This is a genomic window from Geobacillus sp. C56-T2, from assembly GCF_007829715.1.
In the GTDB taxonomy this organism is placed as follows: Bacteria; Bacillota; Bacilli; order Bacillales; family Anoxybacillaceae; genus Geobacillus; species Geobacillus icigianus.
On record NZ_VJWB01000001.1, the window covers coordinates 1504001 to 1528418 of the forward strand.

Here is a 24418-nt window from a genome sequence, read left to right on the forward strand (position 1 = left end):
TTCTATGAAAATTCCACACAAACCATTCCATTGAACATCGTGGGGCATGCGGAGAGCCAAAGGGAGGTGGACGGATGAAGCCGAAGTTATCGCAATGGAAAGAGTTGCTTGCCGCTCGTCATCAGTCGAAACGGCCGGCGGACGAAAACGGGGAAGCGGCCAAGCAGCGGTCGGACGTGCCGTATGTCGATCTCTGGCAGGAATACGGCGTAAAGCCGTATTGGTATGAGGGCGATTATTGCCTTGTTCGGGAAACGTCGTATCCGCTCGCTTGGCCACACGGCCGCTATCGGCTTGGTGATTTGTATGACGTGCACCGAAGATGGCAGGAGGCGCCTTTTTCCCATCCCCTTTCGTGCCGCGGTTTGGCCGTTAGCGATTTATTCTTTTTTGATACCGAGACGATGGGGTTGTCGAGCGGGGTCGGAAACGTCATGTTTTTGCTCGGCCATGCCCGTGTACTCGGCGATCGCGTTGTCGTTCGTCAGCACGTGCTGCCTTATCCCGGGGCGGAAGCGGCGCTTTACCAAAGCTTCTTGTCGGATGTCGATTACACAACGCTAGTCACCTACAACGGGAAAGCGTTCGACTGGCCGCGCCTGAAAACCCGCCACGCGCTCGTCCGCGACGTCGTCCCCCGCCTGCCGTCGTTCGGCCATTTCGACTTATATCACGCCGCTCGCCGCTTATGGAAAGATGCGCTCGACTCCCTTCGCCTTGAGGAAGTCGAACGGAGCCTGCTGTCGATCGAACGGGGCGAGGATGTGCCGGGCTTTTTGGCGCCGATGATGTACAAAGAGTTTTTGCACACGCCGCATCCCGACCGAATGATGCCGATATTGCGCCATAATGAAAACGATGTGCTGTCGCTCATCTCCCTTTACATCCATTTATCCATCCAACTGCTTGAAGCGGCACAGCTGGCCGATCCTAGGGAGCAGCTGGCCGCTGCGCGATGGTTGGAAGCGGTGGGGGAAACAGCCGCCGCCCGGAACGTCTACGAACAAGCAAGCGGTAAAGAAGCAAAAGAGGCCGAAGCGGCAAAATGGCAGCTGTCGCTTTTGTATCGAAGAGAAAAGCGATATGAAGAGGCCGCGGCCATTTGGCGCGACTTATTGGCCGGCGGGAACGCGCGCTGGAAAGTGAAAGCCGGGTTGGAGCTGGCGAAAGCGTATGAACACCATTTCCGCGATGCTAAAGAGGCGCACCGCTATGCGGTGATGGCGTACGAAGCGTGGCGGCCGCTCGTCCGGGCAAGTCGGGAACGCAGCGAGAAAGAGGAAATGGAGTGGCGCAAGCGGTTGGCGCGGTTGGAACGCAAGAAAGCCAAGTCGTCGTTCGCTCATTTCCCCGGCAAGCGCAAAATGTGACAAAAATGCAAAAATAGCGGCTTTTTTGTTGCGAATCTTGTAGAAAAAAAGAAAAACATGTACAATGGCATCGGAACGAATGAAAACGATGGCAGGGAGACGAAGACGATGCGAAGCATGTATAAAAAAATTTTGTATCTCTTTTTTATTGTCGTCGGCTTGACGTTTGTCGTGTTTCGGTATGTGTACTAACAAGAGCTTGCCCAACGTTTTTCGTTGACGGGAAGGATCGAGCAAGGCGCCTGCCAAAAGAAGAAAATGGGTATCTATACTAGTACAAGACGGCTCTGTTCATCATAGGCTAGTATTGTCAACAATCAGCCTAGATGATGAAAGGAGAAGGATGCCATGCATTGCCCACCACATGTAACGGCGCCGATCGTTCATCCGCCTCAATGTTGCGTCCAACACCATTTCCAAGCAACGATTGTGCCGCATATCCATCCATCGCACACGACGCACGTGTATCATCACCTGTATGAACATCAGCATTATTTCCCGCATACGGAATCGGCAGTGGCACAAGCGGCCAACCGCCATGTGTACTGCCCTGCTCCGATGCCGGGATGGGGGCCATTCCCTGCGCCACCTATGCGCTAAAAAGGAGTGGCTCGAGGCCAAAAAAGGGTGTTCCCGTCAACACGGGGACCCCTTCTTTTGCGTGACAATGCAAGACTGGCGCCAGATTTTCAACGGGTCGAGGACAGACCATTGCCCATGGAACTTTTCCATAAAAATCTCGAAATGGCGCGGATTTTCATCCCTAGGTGGAGGGTAGACCGTGCTGCCCATGGATCTTTCTGTGAAAATGCCGCACGGGCGCGGGATTTTCATCCCCAGGTGGAGGGTAGACCGCGCTGCTCATCGATCTTTTTGTAAAAATCCCTTTACCAAGCGTTGATTTTCATCCTTGGCTGGAGGGCAAAGCGTTGTCCATGGCGTTTCTATGAACATCCCGCAGCGGCAATGAATGTCCGTGCTTGCCGGGAAGACGCTGCGATCGGCTTTTTTGCTGAACATCCGCGCCAGCGAGCCATGCGCTTCATCCTTGGGCGGAGGGGAACCGATGGGCCATGGCGCTTTTTTGCTCGCCCTGTTCTTGGTGTCGAAAACGCTGAAAACGGTTTGGCAGACGGACGATCCGGACATAGCATCGAAGTGGAGGCGTCGCTTCGTTTCTTCCGCTCGGTTCATTGACAATCAGCGCAATTTCTGAAAAAATAAAGGAAAGATGATCGTTGAATGCGGATTGAGGTGAAAAATCATGTCAGCCCAAAGGGTGAAACTGACGCCAAAGGACATATTAGAAAAAGAGTTTCGAGTCAGTATGCGGGGGTACAATCAAGACGAGGTCGATCAGTTTTTGGATCTCATCATCAAAGATTACGAGGCGTTTCAGCAAGAAATCGATGAGCTTCGTCAAGAAAACGCCCGGCTGAAGCGGCAAGTTGAGGAGTTGCAAAAACGGCCGGCTGTATCGGCGGGAACGACGAATTATGATATTTTGCAGCGTCTTTCCAACTTAGAGAAGCATGTGTTTGGCCGTAAATTGTATGAATAGTCGGCAGAGCCGCGTCAGCGAAAAAAAGATTCCAGTTTTTTCCTCTTGCTTGCTTGAGGAAAATGAATTATACTAAAAGATGCTCGCAGCGTTCATCATGTTCGGGTAATCGCTGCGGCCGGTGTTGGCCGTAGAGGAAAGTCCATGCTCGCACGGTGCTGAGATGCCCGTAGTGTTCGTGCCTAGCGAATCCATAAGCTAGGGCAGTCTGGCTTCGGCTGGGCTGACGGCGGGGAAAGAACCTACGTCCGCTATGCGGATATGGTTCGATTACCCTGAAAGTGCCACAGTGACGGAGCTCTAAGGGAAACCTTAGAGGTGGAACGCGGTAAACCCCACGAGCGAGAAACCCAAATGATGGTAGGGGCACCTTCCCGAAGGAAATGAACGGAGGGAAGGACAGGCGGCGCTCGCTGCCTGTAGATAGATGATTACCGCCGGAGTACGAGGCGCAAGCCGCTTGCAGTACGATGGTACAGAACATGGCTTACAGAACATGATGAACGCGGTGGATGGAATCGTGAAAAGCCCTCCTGCAGGAAGGAGGGCTTTTCCATTTCTTTTTGCTGTTTTTTCGCTGTCATGGCTATAATGAGGAGTAGAGAAACGGAGCTTGTACATACGTCTGTTAGATAGGGGGAACAAAATGACTTCGTTTTCGTTGATTGCCACGGCCGCGATGGGGCTCGAATCGGTCGTCGCCGACGAAGTGCGCCGGCTTGGCTACGATTGCCAAGTCGAGAACGGCAAAGTGACGTTTGAAGGCGATGCGCTCGCCATTTGTCGCGCCAATCTTTGGCTGCGCGCCGCCGACCGTGTAAAGCTGAAAGTCGGTGAGTTTCGGGCGACGACGTTTGAGGAACTGTTTGAACAAACGAAGGCGCTGCCGTGGGCCGATTATTTGCCGAAAGACGCGGAATTTCCGGTTATCGGGAAATCGGTGAAGTCGACGCTGTTCAGCGTTTCCGACTGCCAAGCCATCGTCAAAAAAGCGATCGTTGAAAGTTTAAAAGAGCGCTACCGTCTATCATGGTTCCCGGAAACCGGACCGCTTTACCGCATTGAAGTGGCGCTTCATAAAGACATCGCCACATTGACGATCGATGCGAGCGGAGCGGGACTGCATAAACGCGGCTACCGTGTCCGTCAAGGGGAAGCGCCGCTTCGGGAAACGCTCGCTGCCGCCTTAGTGCTGCTGACGAATTGGACGCCGGATCGCCCGTTTGTCGATCCGTTTTGCGGATCGGGAACGATTGCGATTGAAGCGGCGTTGATCGGGCAAAACATCGCCCCGGGATTTAATCGCGATTTCGTGTCCGAGCAGTGGCCGTGGATCGGGGAGCGCGCATGGGAGAGGGCGCGTCAAGAAGTGGAAGATATGGCGCGCTACGATGAGCCGCTCGATATTTGCGGGATCGACCTTGACCCGCGCATGGTTGACATGGCCCGGGCGAACGCGGCCGAAGCCGGGTTGGCCGATCTTATTTCGTTCCAAACCGGACGGGCGGAGCAGTTTCGGACGGACAAATCGTACGGAGTGATCGTCAGCAACCCGCCATATGGGGAACGGCTCGGCGAACGGCGGGAAGTCGAAGCCCTTTACCGTGCTATCGGCCGTGCCTTTTCCGCCTTGGATACGTGGTCGGTGTACATCTTGACCGCCCACCGCGGCTTTGAAACGCATTACGGCAAGCCAGCGACGAAGCGGCGCAAGCTGTTTAACGGTTTCATTGAGACGCATTACTATCAGTACTGGGGGCCAAGGCCGCCGAGGAAATGCTAATTTACGTCGGTAAGGTTAGTTAGAAAAAGAATTGAGTGATTGAGAAAAATAGCACATACCCGTGGTGCTAGTTGAGCATTAGAACTCAACTAGCCCGAGGCGAGCGAATAGGCTAACCATATGCCGTCGAGCGCTACTTCAAATCCGATCACGGAATTCGCTCGAATCGGTATTGGTCAACCAGAACCGAGAACACTGTCTCGATCACTTTGCGTTTTGGTTGGATCCACTTCTCCCATGCCTCGGACGGGCGGTATTTCTGGTTTTTTCGAGACGGAGTCCAAAGCGCCATTGGGTATTCTTCGTACAGCCTTTTTTGTCAGTCGCGGTTAATGAATCCCTTGTCCCCGAGGTGATAGGGATGAGGAATTTGGATTATCACGCTTTCGACTGCGATTCGATCGTGGCAGGAGGCTTCCGTCACCACATATCCCATTGGAAAACCTTGATCGGTCACTTGAAGGTGCAGTTTCCATCCGCCGTACCATTGCTTTTTTGAAGCGCAATACCCGATGTCAGCGATTCCGTGAAACCGTTTGACACGATGCATTCTCGCGGCATGGCACCACTCTAACGGCAAGCTATCGACTAGGGCATAGGCATGATGGTGACCGCGTTTTGCCAGCTCATGGCGGATCCATTTCATCGTCCAGCGCAGCGCCCGACAACAACGGTTGTATGGGGGAACGTTCAAGAAACGATTCCCTAGTTCTACTCTAGTTTTGCAAGACCATCGTCGAAATAAAGATTATATGGAAATGGGGGGGACTATGAATCAACCGAAGGCTTATGGAACATTCGTCAAAAGAGGAAAAAATATCTATCGAACATCGGCTTACATACAGTGGGGGGATTCAGAGAAATCCCTTGGAGCTTGTCTATTGCTTAATCCAGGATCAGCCAGCCTTGATAAAGATTTGTCCATTGTACTTGATACAGGCTCTTCACCACAAAATGTACTTGACAAAAAACGTTTTTCATGATAAGAACGTCAAAAAGATTGATTACCATTTTTTGTTATTTTTGTTCAACCGGGAGGGATAATATCATGTTTGTTCCTAAAAGTCAAGTACATCTTTCGGTGATGAACCTTGATACAACAGGTTCTGTAAGCGGATTGATAAAAACAGTAGATCCAACGATGGAGCAATTAATCCATGTGGTTGAAGGGATATATGGAAATAGTACTCAGATTACGGGCAGGTTCCATATCTATAATCTTTTCAATCTCCAAAATACAAGAATGATGCATGCCGTCGATCAGTTCGAAGCCCTTGTTAATTCTGGTGAATATGACATTACGGAATCTTTAATCCCTTTAGAAGAATTACAATCACATCCATGGCTTCTTCTTGGGTGGGGTGTTGAACAGAAAGCAAGCTGGAAAAACCTTCAACTCATTAAAGAGAAGTGGCGGGACTTAATTTCCAAATCAAAAGTTCCCACTTTCGGAAAAAAGCATAAAAAAACCGATGACTACTATCATCCTTGCCCGCTCATCCCAACCAAACGACCAATAATGGTAAGGGAACTCATCGCTTTATATAAGCAGAAATTTGGTAAACAACGGTTTCCAACCCATGACCAAGCCCAATCTGATTGTGGAACCAAAACGAGTAGAAATATGTGATGATCCCAGCGATGGGTGGTATAGATCGTCTGGAAATCTAGAGTCAATTGTAGCGAGCTTTTCACATCTCCGCATCAAGAATGGTTATAAATTAAGGGCGCAATATAGTGATGGGGGCAATGGTCATGGAATAGTATGGGCTATACCTGTTGATAAAGAGTTACCAGATCCAATAGAGTGCGAGCGTTTCGATGGCCATTTTCTGACTGCACCGAAACTACCCTTTGCTTGGCCAGATTTCATGCAAGCTCATGCGCTTTCGTTGACTTCTTGACGGCTATCCATCATAATATTATTTTGTTACCGGAAATGAGGCGCGCAACAAGAGTGTTGCGCGCTTATGCATGATGACGCGGGAGTTTATGCCAATTGGAGGGGTGCGGCGATGAGCCATCAGCGTTATCCGTTTGCTTTGAAAAAAAACGAGAATTTTTTTGATAAGCTCAGCCAATGGATCGGCGACGTTTTTTATGATATTTTGCCCGAGGCCGGCTTTGAGCTGCGCGATGAGCAAATTTATATGGCGTTTCAACTCGAGCGGGCGTTTCGCGAGAAAAAGGTGATTTTTGCCGAAGCGGGGGTCGGGACGGGGAAAACGATCGTCTATTTGCTGTATGCGATTTGCTACGCCCGTTATACCGGTAAACCGGCTATCATTGCTTGCGCCGACGAAACGTTGATTGAGCAGCTCGTCAAAAAAGAAGGCGATATTGCCAAACTGTCCGAGGTGCTCGGGTTGGACATTGACGTTCGGCTTGCCAAGTCGCCGGATCAATATTTATGTTTAAATAAATTGGAAGAAGTAACGACGTACCTCGATGAGGACATCGAACTGTATGAGCAAATTTATGACGAGCTTCCCGCGTTCGTCCATGACTACCAACCGATGCAGTCGTTTTACCGCTATGGCGACCGAAAGGAATACGCCCACCTTACCGATGAGCAGTGGAAAAAAATCGCTTGGGATCCGTTTCAAGACTGTTTCACGTGCGAGAAGCGGCATCGCTGCGGCCAGACGCTTTGGCGCGACTATTACCGGAAAGCGGCCGATTTGATCGTCTGCTCGCACGATTTTTATATGGAACACGTGTGGACGTATGAGGCGCGTCGGCGGGAAGGCCAGCTGCCGCTCTTGCCGGAAGCGAGCTGTGTGGTGTTTGACGAGGGTCACTTGCTTGAATTTGCCGCGCAAAAGGCGTTGACTTATCGAATGAAAGAGACGACGCTTGAGACGCTGCTCACACGGCTTCTTGAAAACGACATCCGCGAAGAGCTCGCTTATGCCATTGAAGAAGCGCTCGCGACGAGCAGCCGCTTTTTTGCTGAGTTGAAGGCGTGCGCGAAGGATGTCCCCGGTTCGAATCGAAAGGAAATTGTCTCGTCGCCTAAGCTTCAGCAATGGGCGAAGAAGTTGCGTAGTGAAATTGTGGAAATCGGCAACGAGCTCGTGTTTGAGAGCGAAACGTATACGATCGACCATTATCAGCTCAACATCGTGGATGAATATTTGGATCAAATTCAGTACTCGCTTGATCTGTTTTTAACGAACGCCGATGCCATCACATGGCTTGAATCGTCGCGTCACGAGGCGACGTTTGTCGTCATGCCGCGCACGGTTCAGGAAGTGTTGCGCGAAAAAGTGTTCAGCAAACGCATGCCGTTTGTCTTTTCATCGGCAACCCTATCAAACGGAAAATCGTTCGAATATATCGCGCAAAGTTTAGGCATCGACGACTACTTGTCGTTCAGCGTGCCGTCGCCGTTTGATTATGACGAACAGATGGCGATTTATATGCCGACGTTCCGCGCGGACGAGACGCTGTTTGCCAAAAAGTATGAGTATGCGCTCAACAAGCTGCGCGAAACCGGAGGACGGGCGCTCCTTTTGTTCCCGACGCGCGAGGAGCTGCTCGAGTTTAAGGAAGCGGCTGCCGGCGAACCGTTTTCGTTTTTGTTTGAAGGCGACCGCGAAATTAGCGATTTGGTCGCTGAGTTTCAGCGCAACGAAGAGACGGTGCTTTGTTCGGAACATTTATGGGAAGGGCTGGACATCCCGGGACCGTCGCTTTCAAACGTCATCATTTGGTCGCTGCCATATCCGCCGAACGATCCGGTGTTTCAGGCGAAGCGAAAAGCGTATCACAATCCATTTTGGGACGTCGATGTGCCGTATATGTTGCTTCGCCTTCGCCAAGGGGTCGGACGGCTCATCCGCACGCGCGACGACCGCGGCATCGTTTCCATTTTCATCACCGATCGGGAAGATGGACGGGTTGTTGCATCGATCAAAGACGTGTTGCCGACAACGGTGAGGGAGGAATGAAGTTCCTCCTTTTTCTTTTTCGTTTAGCGAAAGATTTTTTCGCTTGCGGCAGGAAAAACGACTTGTCTTATGGAAGTAATATAGCTGGCCATCAAATCAACAGGGGGACTTAAACGACATGAAGCAAATTGAAGAGCAGTTTTTGCGATATGTGAAAAAAATGATGGGCTACCGCGAAGCGATTGGCCTCATGTACTGGGATTTGCGGACGGGCGCTCCAAAAAAAGGGGTGGAGCAGCGGTCCGAAGTGATCGGCATGCTTTCGGAAGAAGTGTTTCGCATGTCGACATCGGAAGAAATGGCGGCGTTTATCGCCAAGCTGTCGCCGCAGGGCGTTTACGAACAGCTTGATGAAGTGACGCAGCGCACTCTCGATGAGTGCAAAAAGGAATATGAGCGCAATAAAAAAATTCCCGCCGATGAGTATAAGGAATACGTCATTCTTTGTTCCAAAGCGGAAAGCGTTTGGGAGGAGGCGAAGGCAACCGCTGACTTCGCGCTGTTTCGGCCGTATTTGGAGCGCATCGTCGAGTTTCGGCGCCGCTTTATCAGCTATTGGGGATATGAAGGGCATCCATACAACACGCTGCTCGATCAGTATGAGCCGGGCATGACGGTCGAGCTGCTTGACGGATTGTTTGGCCAGTTGCGCGAACGCATCGTTCCGCTTGTGCAGGCGATTTCCGCCGCGCCAGACAAGCCGGACACGTCGTTTTTGTTCGCTCCGTTTCCGAAAGAAAAACAGCGCGCCTTTTTGCTGGAGCTGCTTGTGGAACTCGGTTACGATTTCGGCAAAGGGCGGCTTGATGAGACGGTCCACCCGTTTGCGATCGGGCTGAATCCGAACGATGTTCGGATTACGACGCGTTACGACGAGCGCGACTTCCGCACCGCGATTTTTGGCACGATCCATGAGTGCGGCCATGCGCTGTATGAGCAGCACATTTCCGAAGCGCTCACCGGCACGCCGCTGGCGAGCGGGGCGTCGATGGGCATTCATGAATCGCAGTCGCTCTTTTTTGAAAATATGATCGGACGCCACTACGCGTTTTGGAAGCGCAATTATCCGCGTCTCCAGCAATACGCGCCCGCCCAGTTTGCCGGCGTGTCTCTGGACGCGTTTTACCGGGCGATCAACGAAGTGAAGCCGTCGCTCATCCGCATTGAAGCCGACGAATTGACGTATCCGCTTCATATCATCATTCGCTATGAAATTGAAAAACAGCTGTTCGCGGGTGAGCTGGAAGCGGCGGACTTGCCGGATGTCTGGAATGCGAAGTATGAACAGTATCTTGGCATCCGTCCGCACAATGATGCGGTCGGCGTGCTGCAGGACGTTCATTGGTCGGGCGGCAGCTTCGGCTATTTCCCGTCCTATGCGCTCGGCTATATGTATGCAGCGCAGTTGAAGCGGGCGATGGAGAAGGAGCTCGATTTCGCGCAGCTGCTTGAGGAAGGGACGATTGCGCCGATTCGCGAATGGCTGACGGACCGCATCCACCGATTCGGCAAAACGAAGAAGCCGCTCGACCTTGTGCGTGACGCGACGGGCGAACCGCTCAAAGCCGATGGCTTGATTCAATATTTAGAAGAAAAATATCAAGCGCTGTATCGGTTATAAAGTGGAGCGCGGCGGCAAACGGCCGGCTCTTCACACGAGGGCCTTGAGCGCATCAGCGGCTCAACAGCCGCCGCATTTGGGTGAAGAACGAAAGGCCGGACTGATGAACGAAGTGCAGATCGGCGTAACGATCAAAGAGGGCGTCCCGCTGCCACCGGGAGACGCCCTCCTTTTTTACCATAGTTTGTATCCTTTTGACCCCGGCGGGGCGTTTTGAATAATGTCGATCAACGGCACCGTATAGGCGATCAAAATTAATGCAACGACAAGGCCGATCCAAAGTTTCCAGTTTTCAAGCGCCAGCGCGGCCCGTTCCTGCGGGGCGGCCGCTTCGGCGACCGGAAATTCCGTTTCGCCTTTCGGGGCGAAAAACGCCAAGTTGATGACGATGACGAGAATGAGAACGATGCCGATGAATAAGATCGTCCCGCCGACCGCTTGCGCAATTTGGTATGGAATCCATTCGAGCGCCTGCGGCGAATTGCCGTACGTTGAGAAGGCGGAACGTCTCGGCGCTCCAAGCAAGCCGGCCAAATGCATCGAACCGGACATAAACGTCATTCCAACGGCCCAAACGATCGTTTGCATGATGGCGAGCCGGTTCATTGCCTTCGTCATCACCCGGCCGGTCAAATGCGGGATGAGCCAGTACGACGCACCAAAAAACGTTAAGACGACCGTCGTCGCTACGGTCAAATGGAAGTGGCCGGTCACCCAAATCGTGTTATGGACGACTTGGTTGAGTTGATGCGAGGCGTTAATAATCCCGCCGGTGCCGGCCGGAATGAAAAACAGCATTCCGACAAACGGTGCGAAAAAGCGCGCGTCGCCCCATGGCAGTTTCCGCAGCCATCCAAATAAGCCTTTGGCCCCTTGCGAGCGGCCATATGATTCAAACGTCGCAAACATGGCAAAGGCGGTCATGAGCGACGGAATGATGACCATAAACGTCAAGATGACTTGCACGTATTTCCAAAACGGCGAGATCCCCGGCTCCAGCAATTGATGGTGGAAGCCGACCGGAATCGAAAACAGCAAAAACAAGATGAACGCCAGCCGTGCGAGCGAATCAGAGAAGATTTTGCCGCCGATCACTTTCGGAATGACGGCGTACCAAACCATATACGCCGGCAGCAGCCAGAAGTAAACGAGCGGATGGCCGAAATACCAAAACAGCGTCCGGCTCAATAGCACGTTCACCCGGTCGGTGAGCCCAAGCGACCACGGAATGAGCTGAAAGACGACGGTCGCAGCGACACCGAGCGTGCAGATGAGCCATAGCACCATATTTGTCACCGACATAAACGCCAGCAACGGGCTCGCTTCGCCGCGGTGCGCTTTCCGCCAGCGCGCATAGTGGGCAAATATCGCGAATCCGCTTACCCAGCTGCCGACAACGACAAGCGCCAAGCCGATATAAAAGCCGGCGTGCGCTTGCAGGGGTGCGTAAAAGGTATATAGGACGGACGCTTTCCCCGTCAAGATGAAGAAGGCGCTCATGCTTGTGCCGATCGTCATCATCCAAAAGCCGATCCACCCCAACCGGCGTGTACGATTCGTGAACGCCCCGGCCGTGCGGCTGACGGCAGCAAACTGAAAGCCGATAATGAAAAACGTCGTCAATACAAGACCAAGCAGGACGCCGTGCGTCGTTAAAATCGTATAATAGCTGATGCCGGCCGGCAGTTCAAACTCGCCGGAACGGACGAGCGTTTGCAATAGGCCGGCAAATCCGCCTAATGCAAGAGCAACAAAAGCGACAGCGAAATGCGCCAGCGCCAGTTTGGCGTCGCGGCGATCGACTTTTTCCAACGATTGTACCATGTTACTCCACCACCTTCATGCGCGCCGTCATCATATGGTGGCCGGCGCCGCAATATTCATTGCAGAGAATCGTATATTCGCCGGGCTGATCAAACGTCGTCGTCAAGCTGTTGATATAGCCGGGTTCAACCATCATGTTGATGTTTGTTCCTGGAATTTGAAATCCATGGATCACATCCTTCGAGGTGACGTTGATCGTCACTTTCGCTCCTCTCGGAATTTCGATGGCATTTGGCGTAAAGGAAAACGCTGCGACGATGATGTTCAGTTCGTACTCGTTGTTTCCTTTTTTGACAAGCCCCGGCTGATTGAAGGGCGGGGTCGTGTCCACTTTCTCTGGATCGATCGTCGTCAGGCAGCTTGGCGGCTGCTGTCCGGAGGCGAAAGCGCTCACGCCGACGACGGTTAAAAAGACAACGAGACAGCCGATGCCAAACGTCAGCCAAATTTTTTCGTACTTATGCATGTGCATATCCAGTTCCTCCCTTGCCGCTTACAGGCGGTGTAAAAATAAAAAGTAGACGCTGACCCAGGCGAAAATGATGAAAAAGCCGAGCAAAAACACAGACGCCAGCGTGCCGCCGAGCGCCGGCTCTTTCTCGTTTTTTGGTTGCCGGATCGCCGCTGTCGGTTTGGTCGATTCTAGTTTTGCCACGTTGCATCCCTCCTCTTTTTTGAATTCATCCCCCGTCACATCGGTGAGGCAGGCGCGTCAACCGCGGATTTCCCTGCTTTGACACTATCATAACTGTAGGAAACTGTGGCAACAGTGACTTTTCTCACAAAAACGATGCGTGTGAGTAAAATATTTGTGGGTGACGTTCAGGAAGGATCCCCGACGAGGGTTGCGAACTTTTGTTCGCGACGCTCGTCGGGGCCACCAAGCGAAGCGCGGTAGGAAAAAAGCGAATTTCATGCAAAAAGGACTCTCTCCCTGCTATGATAGTGATTGTTGACACCAACCGAAAACAGGAGGGAGAGAGTCCATGAAACATCTTACCACACAATGGCCTGTATTAAAAGAGCTGGAGGAACAATTGTTGAGAACCCTTCAAAACGTGTTTGCCATCGTGTTGGCGGCCCTTTTGGAGGAAATCGATCAACAACTGGCGGAAGCCAGGGACAAGCGCCGCTATCAGCTGAAAGACAAACGGCCGACCACCCTCCAAACGCTGTTTGGAGAAGTGACGTTCCGACGGAACTACTACTATGATCGGCAGGCAGGGGCGTATACCTTCTTGTTGGATGCCGAACTGGGCTTTGATGGAGCCCAATCGATCAGTCCTTGCCTCGAGGAAACGGCGGTCGAGTTGGCCATAGAGTGCTCTTCCTACCGCAAAGCAGCCCGTACGTTGGAGGCGATCGTGGGGTATGCGGTCCTCAGCCATGAGGCGATTCGTCAGCTGGTGTTGGCGGCCCCTGTCTCGCTGCACCACCCTGTTTCCCAACGGCATGGCCGGGTGCTGTTGGTGGAAGCGGATGGACTGTTCATCTCCCGCCAAGGGAAAGGGAAACGGGCGAAAGAGCAGAAAATCTTGGCGGTTCACGAGGGATGGAGACGGAACGGCTCGCAACTGGAGCTCGTGAACCGGCGCCACTACCTCCATGAAGGGGCGGGGGACGTGTGGGAAGGGTTCGAAGCGTGGCTGATGAAGGAATATGCCTATGACCCGTGCCGGGACTTGTTGGTCATCAACGGCGACGCGGCATCTTGGATTACCGCCTGCCGGGAGTATTTCGGAAAGCGGGCGTGCTTTCAGTTGGATCGGTTCCATGTGGCGCGGGAGCTTCGTCAGTGTCTGTCCGGCCACCCGCGTTGGCGGGAGGTGCGGAAGAAGCTGGCGAAGCAAGACGAGGAAGGACTTTTGGTGGAACTGAACAGCGCCGTCGGTACGTTGGGGGACGAAGCCAAAGAAGAGCAGTTGGCCGAAATGATCCGCCGGATCGAGTCGATGCCGGGATGCATCCGGGACTACCGGGAGTGGCTGTCGGCGCAAGGGGTGGAGACGGCCGGCATGCGTCCGATGGGCCACGCCGAGAGCGTGATGAGCCGGTTCGCGTACCGGGTGAAATCCCGCCGCAGCTGGAAGGACCAAGGACTTTGGGCGTTTCTGAAGGCGATGGTGGCCCAAATCGACGGAATAGGGTGGAGAACGGGGCAGTTGGAGGAGGAAGAGCCCCAGAGGGTAGCCTCGGCCCCGACGAAGCTGGAGCGGATCAAACAGGCCAAACGGAAGGCAGGACGGTTGTTGGCGGAGGTGATGCGCCAGAACATCCCGTATCTTCAACAGTCATCGGGGACGCCGATCTACCAAGCATTGTCGGCGCTTCGCGATGGCGGATGGATGTAAAAAAATGGATCGAGCAAAAATCAGCTCAAGAAGAGGGATGAGAGTCCGAAAGCGCTTACGATATCAATTCCTAAAAATGGTCTACCAACCGGTGATTGACAACGCCCGTAGTAGACCGAAAAAATGTTCTCCACAAAGTCTTGACTGACTCAAACGATGCGGGAAGTTTGAACAAATGGTGACGATTGTGAACAATGTATGAAAATGATGGACAGAAAAGCCACCACGGATGATGGTCCTTCAGTCGGGTGCGACTCGAAACGGTTTGAAATCAAAAACCGAAGCGTGGCCTCGTACCAACAAAGAGATAAAAGCGAATAATCTGTATTTTTTGTCCTTTAACGTTCGTCTTTTTAGCAAAAAACGCTTCTCAACTGCCGCTGGTCATGGTATACTGCTAATAACTGAATCACGCTGACTCACTCATATAATCGCAAGAATACGGCTTGCGAGTCTCTACCAGCCGACCGTAAATCGGCTGACTATGAGTGGCAATGTCGGAAGGAAGGCGGCCATGGCCGCTTTGCGCCTTCCGTTTGCTTCGGCTTAAAAGACATTGCCTGACTCATGGAATTGAGTGAGGCCGGTGTTTTTTAAGCTTTTTTTATTGGGAGGGAATCAGTATGCGCGCATTGCTCGAGAAAATTGCCGCTGAAGGGGAGGTTGTCGCCGGCGGGGTGCTCAAAGTCGACCGCTTCTTAAACCACCAAGTCGACCCGCATTTGATGAAGCGGATCGGTGAGGAGTTCGCTAATCAGTTTCGCGGCGAGCGGCCGACAAAAGTGTTGACGCTCGAGTCATCAGGCATCAGCCCGGCGCTTATGACGGCCTATGAACTCGGTGTTCCGCTTGTCGTTGCCCGCAAGCGGCGGCCGCTGACGATGACCAGTGAGGTGTATCGCGCGGAAGTGTATTCGTTTACGAAGCAGGAGGCCAACGAGATCATCGTTTCCCGTTCACTGCTTGATGGCTTTGACCGGGTGCTCATTATCGACGACTTTTTAGCCAACGGTCAGGCGGCGCTCGGGATGGTGGAGGTCGTTCGTCAAGCGGGAGCGGCTGTCGTTGGCATCGGCATTGTCATTGAAAAAGCGTTTCAAGACGGCGGCCGGCTGCTTCGTTCGCGCGGGTTTCGCGTCGTTTCGCTCGCCCGCATCGCTTCTCTTGCGGATGGCGTCATTCGATTTCACGAAGAGGTGATGAATCGATGAACATGAAATGGTGGCAAATCGGGTCATTAGGCATCCAGCACGTGTTAGCGATGTACGCCGGGGCGATCGTCGTCCCCCTTGTCGTCGGCGGTGCGCTTCGGCTGTCGGGGGAGCAGCTGACGTATTTAGTGGCCGTTGACCTATTGACATGCGGCATCGCGACGCTTTTACAAGTATGGAAAAATCGATGGGTTGGCATCGGTTTGCCGGTCATGCTTGGCTGTACGTTTACGGCGGTCGGGCCGATGATCGCCATCGGCGGACAATACGGAATGCCGGCCGTGTATGGGTCGATTCTTTGCGCCGGGCTTGTCGTCGTGTTGATCAGTCCGTATTTCGGCAAGCTGCGGGCGCTGTTTCCGCCGGTTGTCACCGGTTCCGTCGTCACGGTGATCGGCTTGACGCTCATCCCTGCAGCCGTGAACAATATGGCGGGCGGGCAAGGGGCGAAAGATTTCGGGGACCCGGCCAACTTGGCGTTGTCGTTTGGCGTGCTCGCGCTTATTGTTGTGCTCTATCGCTGCTTCAAAGGCTTTGTCCGTTCGATTGCTATTTTACTTGGGATGGCCGTCGGCACTGCTGTCGCGGCGGCGATGGGAAAAGTGGACTGGACGGCTGTCGCCGCAGCGTCGTGGGTTCACCTGCCGCAGCCGTTTTATTTCGGCGTTCCGTCATTCCATGGCCCGGCCGTGTTGACGATGGTGTTGGTCGCCATTGTCAGCCTCGTTGAATCGACTGGCGTCTACTTCGCTTTGTCTGACATTTGCCGCCGCCGGCTGACGGAGAAGGATTTGGCGGGCGGTTACCGCGCCGAAGGATTGGCGATCATGATCGGTGGGCTGCTCAATGCGTTCCCGTATACGACATACTCACAAAACGTCGGCCTTGTGCAGTTGTCGGGCGTGAAAACGCGAAACGTCATTTACGCCGCCGCTCTGTTTCTCATCTTGCTTGGATTTGTGCCGAAAATCGCGGCTGTGGCGACGATCATTCCTGCCCCAGTGCTCGGCGGAGCGATGCTCGCCATGTTTGGCATGGTCATCGCCTACGGCGTGAAAATGCTAAGCCACGTTGACTTGGCGGTGCAAGAAAACTTGCTCATTATCGCCTGCTCGATCGGCGTCGGGCTCGGGGTGACGGCGGTGCCGAACTTGTTTGCCGAGCTCCCGGCTGGCCTCCGCATTTTGACCGACAGCGGCATCGTCGCCGGCAGCATGACCGCCATTCTCTTAAACGCTGTCTTCCATCTCGGCAGGGCGAGAAAATCAGCTGCTCTGCCGCTGCAGGAACAAAAAATCTCGTAAACGTGTCAAGGTCATCGGTTTCATCGCTGTCTTTGCTTCCCACGATCAGCTTGGGAAGCAAAGACGGCTTTTTTGTTGCGTGTCGATTTGTAAAGAAAAGAGTAGAAGACGGTGGAAGTGCGGTGATATAATGGAAAGGGAAAGGAGGTGAAACCGTGGACGAATGGGTGGTGCGCCTGTTTGACGAGCTGCGGCAAATGCGGGCGGAGATGGCAACGAAGTCCGACATCGCCCGGGCGAATGAGCGCATCGAGCGGCTTGAACAGACGATGACCGCGGTAAAAGAAGACGTGGCGCAGACGAACGAACGCCTCGGGCAGTTGGAACAAACGGTGGTGGCCATGCGGGAGGACGTGGCGTCGTTGGATGCACGCGTCGGGCGCATGGAAGAGCGCTTCGAGCACATGGATGCCCGCATGGGACGCATGGAAGAACGCGTTGAGCGCGTTGAGCAGACGATGGCGACGAAAGAAGACGTGGCGCAGACGAACGAACGCCTCGGGCAGCTGGAACAAACGGTGGTGGCCATGCGGGAGGATGTGGCGTCGTTGGATGCACGCGTCGGGCGCGTGGAAGAGCGCGTTGAGCACACGGATGCCCGTATGGGACGCATGGAAGAGCGCTTCGAGCACATGGATGCCCGTATGGGACGCATGGAAGAGCGCTTCGAGCACATGGATGCCCGTATGGGACGCATGGAAGAGCGCTTCGAGCACATGGATGTCCGTATGGGGCGCATGGAAGAGCGCTTCGAGCACATGGATGTCCGTATGGGGCGTATGGAAGAACGCGTTGAGCGCATGGATGCGCGCGTCGGGCGTATGGAAGAGCGCTTCGAGCACATGGATGTCCGCATGGGGCGTATGGAAGAGCGCTTCGAGCACATGGATGCCCGCATGGGACGTATGGAAGAACGCGTTGAGCGCGTTGAGCAGACGATGGCAACAAAGGAAGATGTCGCCGAATTGCCGTTTATTCGGCAAGCCGTTATGGAGACATTGGAGACGCTGCGAGACGTGTCAACGATCAAGCAAACCGTTGCCCAAATGCAGCAGAAAATCGATGAAATCATCACCGGACAAGCTAGGCAAGAGCTCGTTCTTCAATCCCTCGCGTTGCATCTGCTTGAGCATGAGAGTGAAATCCGCGCTTTGAAAGCGAAATAACGCTAAGCATCTCAGTTCATATCCTCACTTGAGTCCGTTTTCCTTCCCAAAAACAGGCCGGCTTTGTCCGCGCCTGTTTCTTCATGTGTCCTTCTTTTGGATGATCAGCGGCTTTCCAATCATAAGACGCACGGGATGCTTTTTGTCTGCATACAGTTTGCTTTTTTGTGCATCCTAAACAAAAAGAGGAACAAACTGAGGTGTTGGTATGCCGACCCTTTTATCGATCGGCACGGCAACGATGCCATATATCGTTTCCCAAGAAGAAGTGAAGCAGCATGTTGCCGAGCTGTTTGCCGGGCGCCTCGGGCGCGCCGAGCGGCTGCTTCGGGCCTTTGACAACGGCGGCATTCGGACGCGCGCGTTTGTTCAGCCGCTTGCCTGGTACAGCGCACCGCGCGGTTTCGGCGAGAAAAATGCTGTGTATATGGATTGCGCCGTCCGCTACAGCGGCGAGGCAGCCAACAATTGCTTGCAGAACACCCTTGACGGCCCGGTTCCCCATGAGGCGGTCGATGCGCTGTTTTACATCTCAACGACCGGATTATCCACGCCAAGCATCGAGGCGCGGCTGATGAACGTGCTGCCGTTTTCTCCTTCCGCCGTGCGGGTGCCGGTTTGGGGGCTCGGCTGTGCGGGAGGGGCAGCGGGCCTTGCGCGGGCGGCCGATTATTGCCGGGCGTTTCCGAAGGCGAAGGCGCTTGTGATTGCCGCTGAGTTTTGCAGTTTGACATTTCAGGCGGATGACGTATCCAAAAGCAATGTGATCGGCACATCGCTTTTTTCCGACGGCGTGGCCTGCGTGCTTGTCGCCGGCGATGAAGCAGCGCCAAATGGCGGCGCGCCGCGCATCATCGCTGCCCGATCGGCGCTGATGCCCCGCTCGGAAGATGTGATGGGGTGGGATATTCGCGATGAAGGGCTGTTTGTCATCTTTTCAAAAGACATTCCGGTGATCGTCCGCGCATGGCTGCGCCCGCAAGTGGAGTCGTTTTTGCAGGAGAACGGACTAGGGCTTGGCGACCTTCGCTATTTTATCGCCCACCCGGGCGGGAAAAAGGTGATTGAGGCGTATGAGGAAGCGTTCGGGTTCGGCATGGAACAGACAAAGACTTCCAGAGAGGTGCTAGCCCGATATGGCAACATGTCGTCAGCCACCGTTTATTTTGTGCTCGAGGAAGTGATGCGGCAGCCGCTTGCGCCCGGGTATGGGCTGCTCGTTGCCCTCGGCCCCGGCTTTAGCGCCGAGATGGTGCTGCTCAAATGGGAGGAATGATGATGCGGTTTGCCTTCGTGTTTTTCGCGGTGGTCGGGATGCGTTTGGTTGAGCTTTGGCTTGCAAAACGGAACGAACGGTATGTGAAAGCGCTCGGGGCGAAAGAGGTGGGCGCCCGCCATTATCCGTGGATCGTGTTAATGCATGTGCTTTTTCTTTTGTCGCTGGCTGTCGAGGCGCTTCGAAAAGGCGCTCGCCCGTCGCGGCGCTGGCCGCTTTTGTTTCCGCTCTTTCTCGCCGTTGAAGGGTTGCGCGTATGGACGATTTTGTCGCTCGGTCGCTTTTGGAATACGAAAATTTTGATTGTGCCCAACCGTCCGGTCGTGAAAAAAGGGCCATACCGGTGGATTCGTCATCCGAACTATGCGGTCGTCGTTTTGGAGATCGCGCTGCTGCCACTTTTGTTTCAGGCGCGATTGACGGCCGTTGTCTTTTCATTTCTTAATGCGTTGCTGCTGTTCGTTCGCATCAAAACAGAGGAGCGAGCGTTGGCGGCGTTGACAGACTATCAGGAAGCGTTTCGCGACCGGCCGCGCTTTTGGCCAAGCATCTCCCGAAGGTTGACGCCTTTCTAAAAAGATGGAGAAAAGCCCTCATTTCCCTGTTGATCGATATTTTCATGCGCTCCCGCCTTGTTGATGGGCGGGATTTTTCGTTTTTCCTATTGGGAAACGGGACAAAATGCAGTAAAATGAATGTAAATGACATTGACGGAAACAAAGGGGTTTGAATCATGGGGAATGTTGCTGTTAGACCGCCGTCATTGCGGCCGTGGCTGGCGAAAATGATGAAGATGCATGAGCTGCTCGAGCAAGCGGGAGATTCAGATCATGCAGGCAAAGTGAAGCAGCTTATTGAAAAAACGGCGGCCGGGGAGCTCGTTGTCGCCTTTTGCGGCCATTTTTCCGCCGGCAAATCGAGTTTGATTAATGCGCTGCTCGGTGAGCCGCTATTGCCGTCGAGCCCGATTCCGACGAGCGCCAATCTTGTCAAAGTGAAGGCCGGCCGGGATTCTGTGCGCGTCTTTTATCGCCGCGAGGCGCCGGTCGAGTACGAACCGCCGTATGATCCGGACCTCATCCGCGCGCAATGCCGGGACGGGGAGACGATCGAATGGATTGAAATCAGCCGTGAAACGGGCGTCATTCCCCCGGGCGTCGCCATCTTGGACACGCCGGGCATCGACTCGACGGACGACGCCCACCGGTTGGCGACGGAGTCGGCCCTCCATCTTGCGGATGTCATCTTTTATGTGATGGATTATAACCATGTCCAGGCGGAATTAAACGTTCAATTTACGAAACAGTTGACCGATGAAGGAAAAACGGTGTATTTGGTCATCAATCAAATTGACAAACATCGCGAAGAGGAGCTGCCATTCGCGGCGTTTCGCGCTTCGGCGGTCGAGGCGTTCCAACGCTGGGGGATCGAGGCGGCCGGACTGTTTTTCCTCTCATTGAAAGCGCCGTCCCATCCGCATAGCGAGTGGCAGGCGTTGTCAAGTTGCTTGCGCCGGCTGTTTGCCGACAAGGATGAATGGCTCGTTCGCGGCGCTGAATCATCGTTGAAATGGATCGCCGCCCGCCATCTTGAACAGTTGTGCGCTCAGCATGAGAAGTTGGCGCAAGAGATGCAGGAGCGGTTTGCTGCGCTTGGTGGGGGTGCAGGTGAGGCGGCCGCCGAAGAGCTCCATCGCTTGGAAGCCGAGCTTGTCGAGACGCAAACGGCGGCGGCGCGGCTGGAAGAGTCGTTTCGCACGGAGCTGGAGCGCGTGCTGCACAATGCTTATTTAATGCCGTTTGAAACGAGAGAGCGGGCCGGAGCGTACTTGGAAGCCATGCAGCCTAGCTTTAAGGTCGGATGGCTGTTTTCCAAGACGAAAACGGAAGAGGAGCGCAAACGGCGGTTGGCGGCGTTTTATGAGAGCGTGAAAGCACAGGCGACCGCGCAGATCGAATGGCATGTCCGCCAATTGCTGCTGCGGTTTGGACATGAGTGGGATGCCGATGCCGCCTGGCTTGGCAAGTGTCAACAATGGACGGTGGAGTGGGATGAATCGCTGCTTGCAGGCCTCGTCAAACACGGAACGGATTCGCGCGGTGCGGCGCTGTTGAATTATACCGATGATGTCGCGGCGGCGCTCAAAAAACGGTACCGCGACTCAGCGCTCGCTTTGGTGGCGGAGCTTGGGGAACAAACGGCCAACCGGGCGGCCGAGCAAATCGCGGCATTGCGTGTCAAGCTGTCGGCAGCGCGCGAAAAAGCGGAGCTCGCCGCCCATTTGGCCCGCCTTGAAGCGGAGCGGGAAGAGCGGCGGCGCATGCTCGAGCAGCTGCTCGCCGCCCCCACCCCGAACGATGGCCAAACGCTCGATGAAAAACAGCTGGCTATGCTGACCGCCGCCCCTTCGTTCCAGAAGGCGCGCCATGCCGAGGCGGCGGTGCGGCCGCATGAGCCGCGGGAGACCATGAATCGTGTTTCCGAAGAGCAAGCGCTCAGTCAGAAAAGAGCGGCCGGCAGCCGGGCGGCGGGAGAACGGGACGATTTCTCGCGGGCGCGGCCTAGCGGACAAAAACTGCGAAGCGAAGAAGCGGCCGAGCGGCTGGAGGCGGCGGCCGCCTGGCTCGAGCAGTCCGAACTGCTCTCTCGTTTTGCCAGCCCGCTGCGCGTCAAAGCGCGGCGGCTCCGTGAGCGCTCGTTTACGGTCGCTTTGTTTGGTGCTTTCAGCGCCGGCAAGTCGTCGCTCGCCAACGCCTTGCTCAGCGCGCCGCTTTTGCCTTCATCGCCCAATCCGACCACCGCTGCCATCAGCAAAATCGCGCCGCCTGACGAAGAGCATCCGCACGGAATGGCGGTGGTCAACGTCAAAAGCGAGCGGCAAATGTGGGAGGATGTTCAAGCCTCGCTTCGCCAGTTTGGACTGGAGGCCGATACATGGGAGGAGGCGCTTCGCCTTTGCACCCGCATCGCCGAATCCGGAGCCATGCATCCGGCGCAAAAGCCGCACCTTGCCTTTTTGGCGGCCGTTGCGGCCGGTTATGAGCGGATGGGCGGCCAGCTCGGCGCAGCGCTGTCGGTCGGCTTTGACGAATTAGAGCGGTATGTTGCGGATGAGGCGGTGTCGTGTTTCTTAGACGAGGTCGTCCTGTATGCCGATTGCCCGCTCACCCGCCAAGGGGTGACGCTTGTCGATACGCCGGGGGTCGATTCGCTCAACGCCCGGCATACCGGAGTGGCGTTCCATTATATGAAGAATGCCGATGCGCTGCTGTTTGTGACGTACTACAACCATGCCTTTTCGAAAGCGGATCGCGAATTTTTGCTTCAGCTCGGGCGCGTTAAGGATGCGTTTTCCCTTGACAAAATGTTTTTTGTCATCAACGCCGCTGATTTGGCTCAGTCGCGGGAGGAGCTCGATGCGGTCGTCTCCTACATGAACAGCGAACTCGCCCGCTTCGGCATCCGTTTTCCGCGCCTTTATGCGCTCTCGAGCCGCATGGCGCTGGCGGAAAAAACCGGGGCGGGACCCGTGCCGCACGACGTTTTGGCGGATTCAGGGCTGCCCGCTTTTGAGGCCGACTTTTTCCGCTTCTTGACCGAAGAGCTGGCCGAAGTGGCGGTCGAGAGCGCCTGCGCCGAGCTTGCGCGGGCGCATCAGGCAGCCGCGGAGTACGCTCGGGCCGCTGGGCAGAGCGAGGCGGAAAAAGCGGAGAAACAACAAATGCTCGGGCGCCTTCGCGAAGAGATGCATGCGCTGCTCGCCGGCGCCGATGACGCTCACGGCCGGCAAGCGCTTCGCCAAGAGGTGGAGGAGCTGCTCTATTACGTGAAACAGCGCGTGTTCCTGCGCTTGAACGATCTGTTTAAGGAAGCGTTCCATCCATCGGTGCTCCGCGACGGCCAAGGGCCGATGCGCCAAGTGCTTGCGCGCTGTCTTGACGAGCTGCTTGCGGCGGTCGGCTTTGATTTGGCGCAGGAGATGAGGGCGACAAGCTTGCGGGTAGAGGCCTTTTTGCGCAAGCGGCTGGATGAGCAGTTTGCCCGTCTTGGCCGTGAGCTTCGAAGCCTCGATCCGTCAGTGGCTCTTACGCCGCCGGAAACGGCTGTTTTTGCGGCGCCGGAGTTCGCCACCGCCCTTAGCGATGTGGATCGGGCGCGGTTTGCCAAGGCGCTTTCGCTCTATAAAAACGCCAAATCGTTTTTTGAACGCGATGAAAAGCGGCGGATGAAAGAGGAAATCGAAACCGCGCTCATGGAGCCGGTCGATCAGTATTTGGCCGAGCAAAAAGAGCGGATCGTCTCCGCTTATGGTGAGCAATACGAGACGGCCGTCGCCGCGTTGGCCGCCGCGCTCGCCGACCAAGTCGACAGCTATATGGACGGTTTGATGGCGGCGCTCGCCAACAAGGGGGACGGTGAGACGCTCCGCCGCATCGAAGCGGCGCTTCGCCGCCTTCTTCCCGTTCAAGGCGAGGAGGCGCAGCCATGAACCGGTTTCACGCTTGTGCGACATGCATCCACTATGGCATCGAAAAACGGGCCGATGGGCTCTACACGTATTGCCGCCGGCTTGGCTATGCGACGAAACCAAACTACCGGTTCAACTGTTGGACACCGAAACCAAACGTCAAGCGGTTGATGGAAAAAGAAGCAGGAAAGGACGAGAGCTAGTGAGCGAAGTGCATCAGGCGATTACCGCCCACGTACAAAAACAGCATGCCGTCTTGAAAAAGTTTGCCATGCTCGATGCCGAGCGCGAGCGGCATATCGAAGAAGCGGTCGAGCGCTGCCGCCGCGGCGAGCCGTTTACGGTCGAGCTGATCAACGAAGTGACGAAACAAATGAACGAACTGGCCAAAGGTGGCCTCGTGCCGGCGCGCCGGTACGTGACGCCGGAAATGGTGCGCGACTATGTGAGCCGGCTGGAAGGGAAACGGCCGCCACAAGGGAACAGAGAAGACGGCCAGCACGCTCGAGCCTAGAAGGTCGGTGAAAAAC

23 protein-coding genes, 1 other RNA gene, 1 pseudogene and 1 riboswitch are annotated in these 24418 nt (G+C 54.8%); of the genes and pseudogenes, 20 read left to right on the forward strand and 5 right to left on the reverse strand.

The features are described from left to right. Nucleotides 1-74 precede the first annotated feature (74 nt). The 7 genes from GC56T2_RS07550 (at nt 75) to GC56T2_RS07570 (ending at nt 4714) form a co-directional block, all read left to right on the forward strand. Nucleotides 75-1370 carry a ribonuclease H-like domain-containing protein gene (locus tag GC56T2_RS07550; RefSeq protein ID WP_144974209.1) on the forward strand — a complete coding sequence of 432 codons (1296 nt, stop codon included), beginning with the start codon at nt 75-77 and terminating at the stop codon, nt 1368-1370. A gap of 57 nt (nt 1371-1427) precedes the next feature. After that, nucleotides 1428-1562 (forward strand): hypothetical protein, encoded by a 135-nt coding sequence (locus tag GC56T2_RS18100; protein ID WP_255358705.1) that lies wholly within the window; start codon nt 1428-1430, stop codon nt 1560-1562. Nucleotides 1563-1718: 156 nt separating this feature from the next. Further along, on the forward strand, nt 1719-1970 hold the full coding sequence (locus GC56T2_RS07555) for a CotD family spore coat protein (protein ID WP_081897222.1): 252 nt from the start codon (nt 1719-1721) through the stop codon (nt 1968-1970). 466 nt (nt 1971-2436) lie between these two features. Then, the gene (locus GC56T2_RS17755; protein ID WP_186440025.1) at nt 2437-2586 is read left to right on the forward strand and encodes a hypothetical protein; all 150 of its coding nucleotides are present in this window, start codon (nt 2437-2439) and stop codon (nt 2584-2586) included. Between the two features lie 48 nt (nt 2587-2634). Further along, complete coding sequence (gene gpsB / locus GC56T2_RS07560) at nt 2635-2931, forward strand: cell division regulator GpsB (RefSeq protein ID WP_033017746.1); 297 nt, start codon at nt 2635-2637, stop codon at nt 2929-2931. A gap of 97 nt (nt 2932-3028) precedes the next feature. Next, nucleotides 3029-3426: RNase P RNA component class B (rnpB, locus tag GC56T2_RS07565), an RNA gene on the forward strand. 151 nt (nt 3427-3577) lie between these two features. Continuing rightward, nucleotides 3578-4714 (forward strand): THUMP domain-containing class I SAM-dependent RNA methyltransferase, encoded by a 1137-nt coding sequence (locus GC56T2_RS07570; RefSeq protein WP_144974211.1) that lies wholly within the window; start codon nt 3578-3580, stop codon nt 4712-4714. Between the two features lie 89 nt (nt 4715-4803). Here the strand turns inward: GC56T2_RS07570 and GC56T2_RS07575 are convergent. After that, nucleotides 4804-5424: pseudogene (locus GC56T2_RS07575) on the reverse strand (IS982 family transposase); the annotation flags it as partial. 60 nt (nt 5425-5484) lie between these two features. Here GC56T2_RS07575 and GC56T2_RS07580 point away from each other — a divergent pair. From GC56T2_RS07580 to GC56T2_RS07595, 4 genes are all read left to right on the forward strand, one after another. Next, nucleotides 5485-5697, forward strand: a complete 213-nt coding sequence (locus tag GC56T2_RS07580) for a hypothetical protein (RefSeq protein WP_144974213.1) — start codon at nt 5485-5487, stop codon at nt 5695-5697. A gap of 65 nt (nt 5698-5762) precedes the next feature. Continuing rightward, on the forward strand, nt 5763-6344 hold the full coding sequence (locus GC56T2_RS07585) for a hypothetical protein (protein WP_144974214.1): 582 nt from the start codon (nt 5763-5765) through the stop codon (nt 6342-6344). A 385-nt stretch (nt 6345-6729) separates the two neighbouring features. Further along, the gene (locus tag GC56T2_RS07590) at nt 6730-8667 is read left to right on the forward strand and encodes an ATP-dependent DNA helicase (RefSeq protein WP_144974216.1); all 1938 of its coding nucleotides are present in this window, start codon (nt 6730-6732) and stop codon (nt 8665-8667) included. A 118-nt stretch (nt 8668-8785) separates the two neighbouring features. Then, complete coding sequence (locus GC56T2_RS07595) at nt 8786-10288, forward strand: carboxypeptidase M32 (RefSeq protein WP_144974218.1); 1503 nt, start codon at nt 8786-8788, stop codon at nt 10286-10288. 52 nt (nt 10289-10340) lie between these two features. Here GC56T2_RS07595 and GC56T2_RS18105 read toward each other — a convergent pair whose 3' ends face one another. The 4 genes from GC56T2_RS18105 to GC56T2_RS07610 are packed head-to-tail and all read right to left on the reverse strand — an operon-like array spanning nt 10341 to nt 12731. Next, complete coding sequence (locus tag GC56T2_RS18105; protein WP_255516049.1) at nt 10341-10469, reverse strand: hypothetical protein; 129 nt, start codon at nt 10467-10469, stop codon at nt 10341-10343. Then, complete coding sequence (locus GC56T2_RS07600; RefSeq protein ID WP_144974220.1) at nt 10463-12112, reverse strand: b(o/a)3-type cytochrome-c oxidase subunit 1; 1650 nt, start codon at nt 12110-12112, stop codon at nt 10463-10465. Before GC56T2_RS07600 ends, GC56T2_RS18105 begins: the two co-directional genes overlap by 7 nt. A 1-nt stretch (nt 12113) precedes the next feature. Further along, nucleotides 12114-12584 carry a cytochrome c oxidase subunit II gene (locus GC56T2_RS07605; protein WP_144974222.1) on the reverse strand — a complete coding sequence of 157 codons (471 nt, stop codon included), beginning with the start codon at nt 12582-12584 and terminating at the stop codon, nt 12114-12116. Nucleotides 12585-12605: 21 nt separating this feature from the next. Beyond that, nucleotides 12606-12731, reverse strand: coding sequence for a cytochrome c oxidase subunit 2A (locus GC56T2_RS07610; RefSeq protein WP_144977145.1), 126 nt, complete (start codon nt 12729-12731; stop codon nt 12606-12608). Between the two features lie 367 nt (nt 12732-13098). Here GC56T2_RS07610 and GC56T2_RS07615 point away from each other — a divergent pair, with 367 nt between their 5' ends. From GC56T2_RS07615 to GC56T2_RS07655, 9 genes are all read left to right on the forward strand, one after another. Beyond that, entirely contained in the window at nt 13099-14463 is a 1365-nt protein-coding gene (locus GC56T2_RS07615) for an ISLre2 family transposase (protein WP_144973526.1), read from the forward strand. Nucleotides 14464-14866: 403 nt separating this feature from the next. Continuing rightward, a riboswitch (purine riboswitch) is annotated at nt 14867-14968 on the forward strand. 118 nt (nt 14969-15086) lie between these two features. Then, the gene (locus GC56T2_RS07620) at nt 15087-15674 is read left to right on the forward strand and encodes a xanthine phosphoribosyltransferase (protein ID WP_144974224.1); all 588 of its coding nucleotides are present in this window, start codon (nt 15087-15089) and stop codon (nt 15672-15674) included. Continuing rightward, complete coding sequence (locus GC56T2_RS07625; protein WP_144974226.1) at nt 15671-16978, forward strand: nucleobase:cation symporter-2 family protein; 1308 nt, start codon at nt 15671-15673, stop codon at nt 16976-16978. The genes GC56T2_RS07620 and GC56T2_RS07625 overlap by 4 nt, the downstream gene beginning before the upstream one ends. A 155-nt stretch (nt 16979-17133) precedes the next feature. Then, a complete protein-coding gene (locus GC56T2_RS07630; RefSeq protein ID WP_144974228.1) occupies nt 17134-18144 on the forward strand; it encodes a coiled-coil domain-containing protein in 1011 nt (336 codons plus the stop codon). A gap of 208 nt (nt 18145-18352) precedes the next feature. Beyond that, on the forward strand, nt 18353-19420 hold the full coding sequence (locus GC56T2_RS07635) for a type III polyketide synthase (protein ID WP_144974230.1): 1068 nt from the start codon (nt 18353-18355) through the stop codon (nt 19418-19420). Next, nucleotides 19417-19995 carry an isoprenylcysteine carboxyl methyltransferase family protein gene (locus tag GC56T2_RS07640; RefSeq protein ID WP_144974231.1) on the forward strand — a complete coding sequence of 193 codons (579 nt, stop codon included), beginning with the start codon at nt 19417-19419 and terminating at the stop codon, nt 19993-19995. Before GC56T2_RS07635 ends, GC56T2_RS07640 begins: the two co-directional genes overlap by 4 nt. Before the next feature lie 158 nt (nt 19996-20153). After that, nucleotides 20154-23909, forward strand: a complete 3756-nt coding sequence (locus tag GC56T2_RS07645) for a dynamin family protein (RefSeq protein WP_144974233.1) — start codon at nt 20154-20156, stop codon at nt 23907-23909. After that, nucleotides 23906-24091 (forward strand): hypothetical protein, encoded by a 186-nt coding sequence (locus GC56T2_RS07650; RefSeq protein ID WP_033021401.1) that lies wholly within the window; start codon nt 23906-23908, stop codon nt 24089-24091. Before GC56T2_RS07645 ends, GC56T2_RS07650 begins: the two co-directional genes overlap by 4 nt. Further along, nucleotides 24091-24402: a YpbS family protein gene (locus GC56T2_RS07655; protein WP_144974235.1), complete on the forward strand. Its 312-nt coding sequence runs from the start codon at nt 24091-24093 to the stop codon at nt 24400-24402. The genes GC56T2_RS07650 and GC56T2_RS07655 overlap by 1 nt, the downstream gene beginning before the upstream one ends. The last annotated feature ends 16 nt before the right edge of the window (nt 24403-24418 follow it).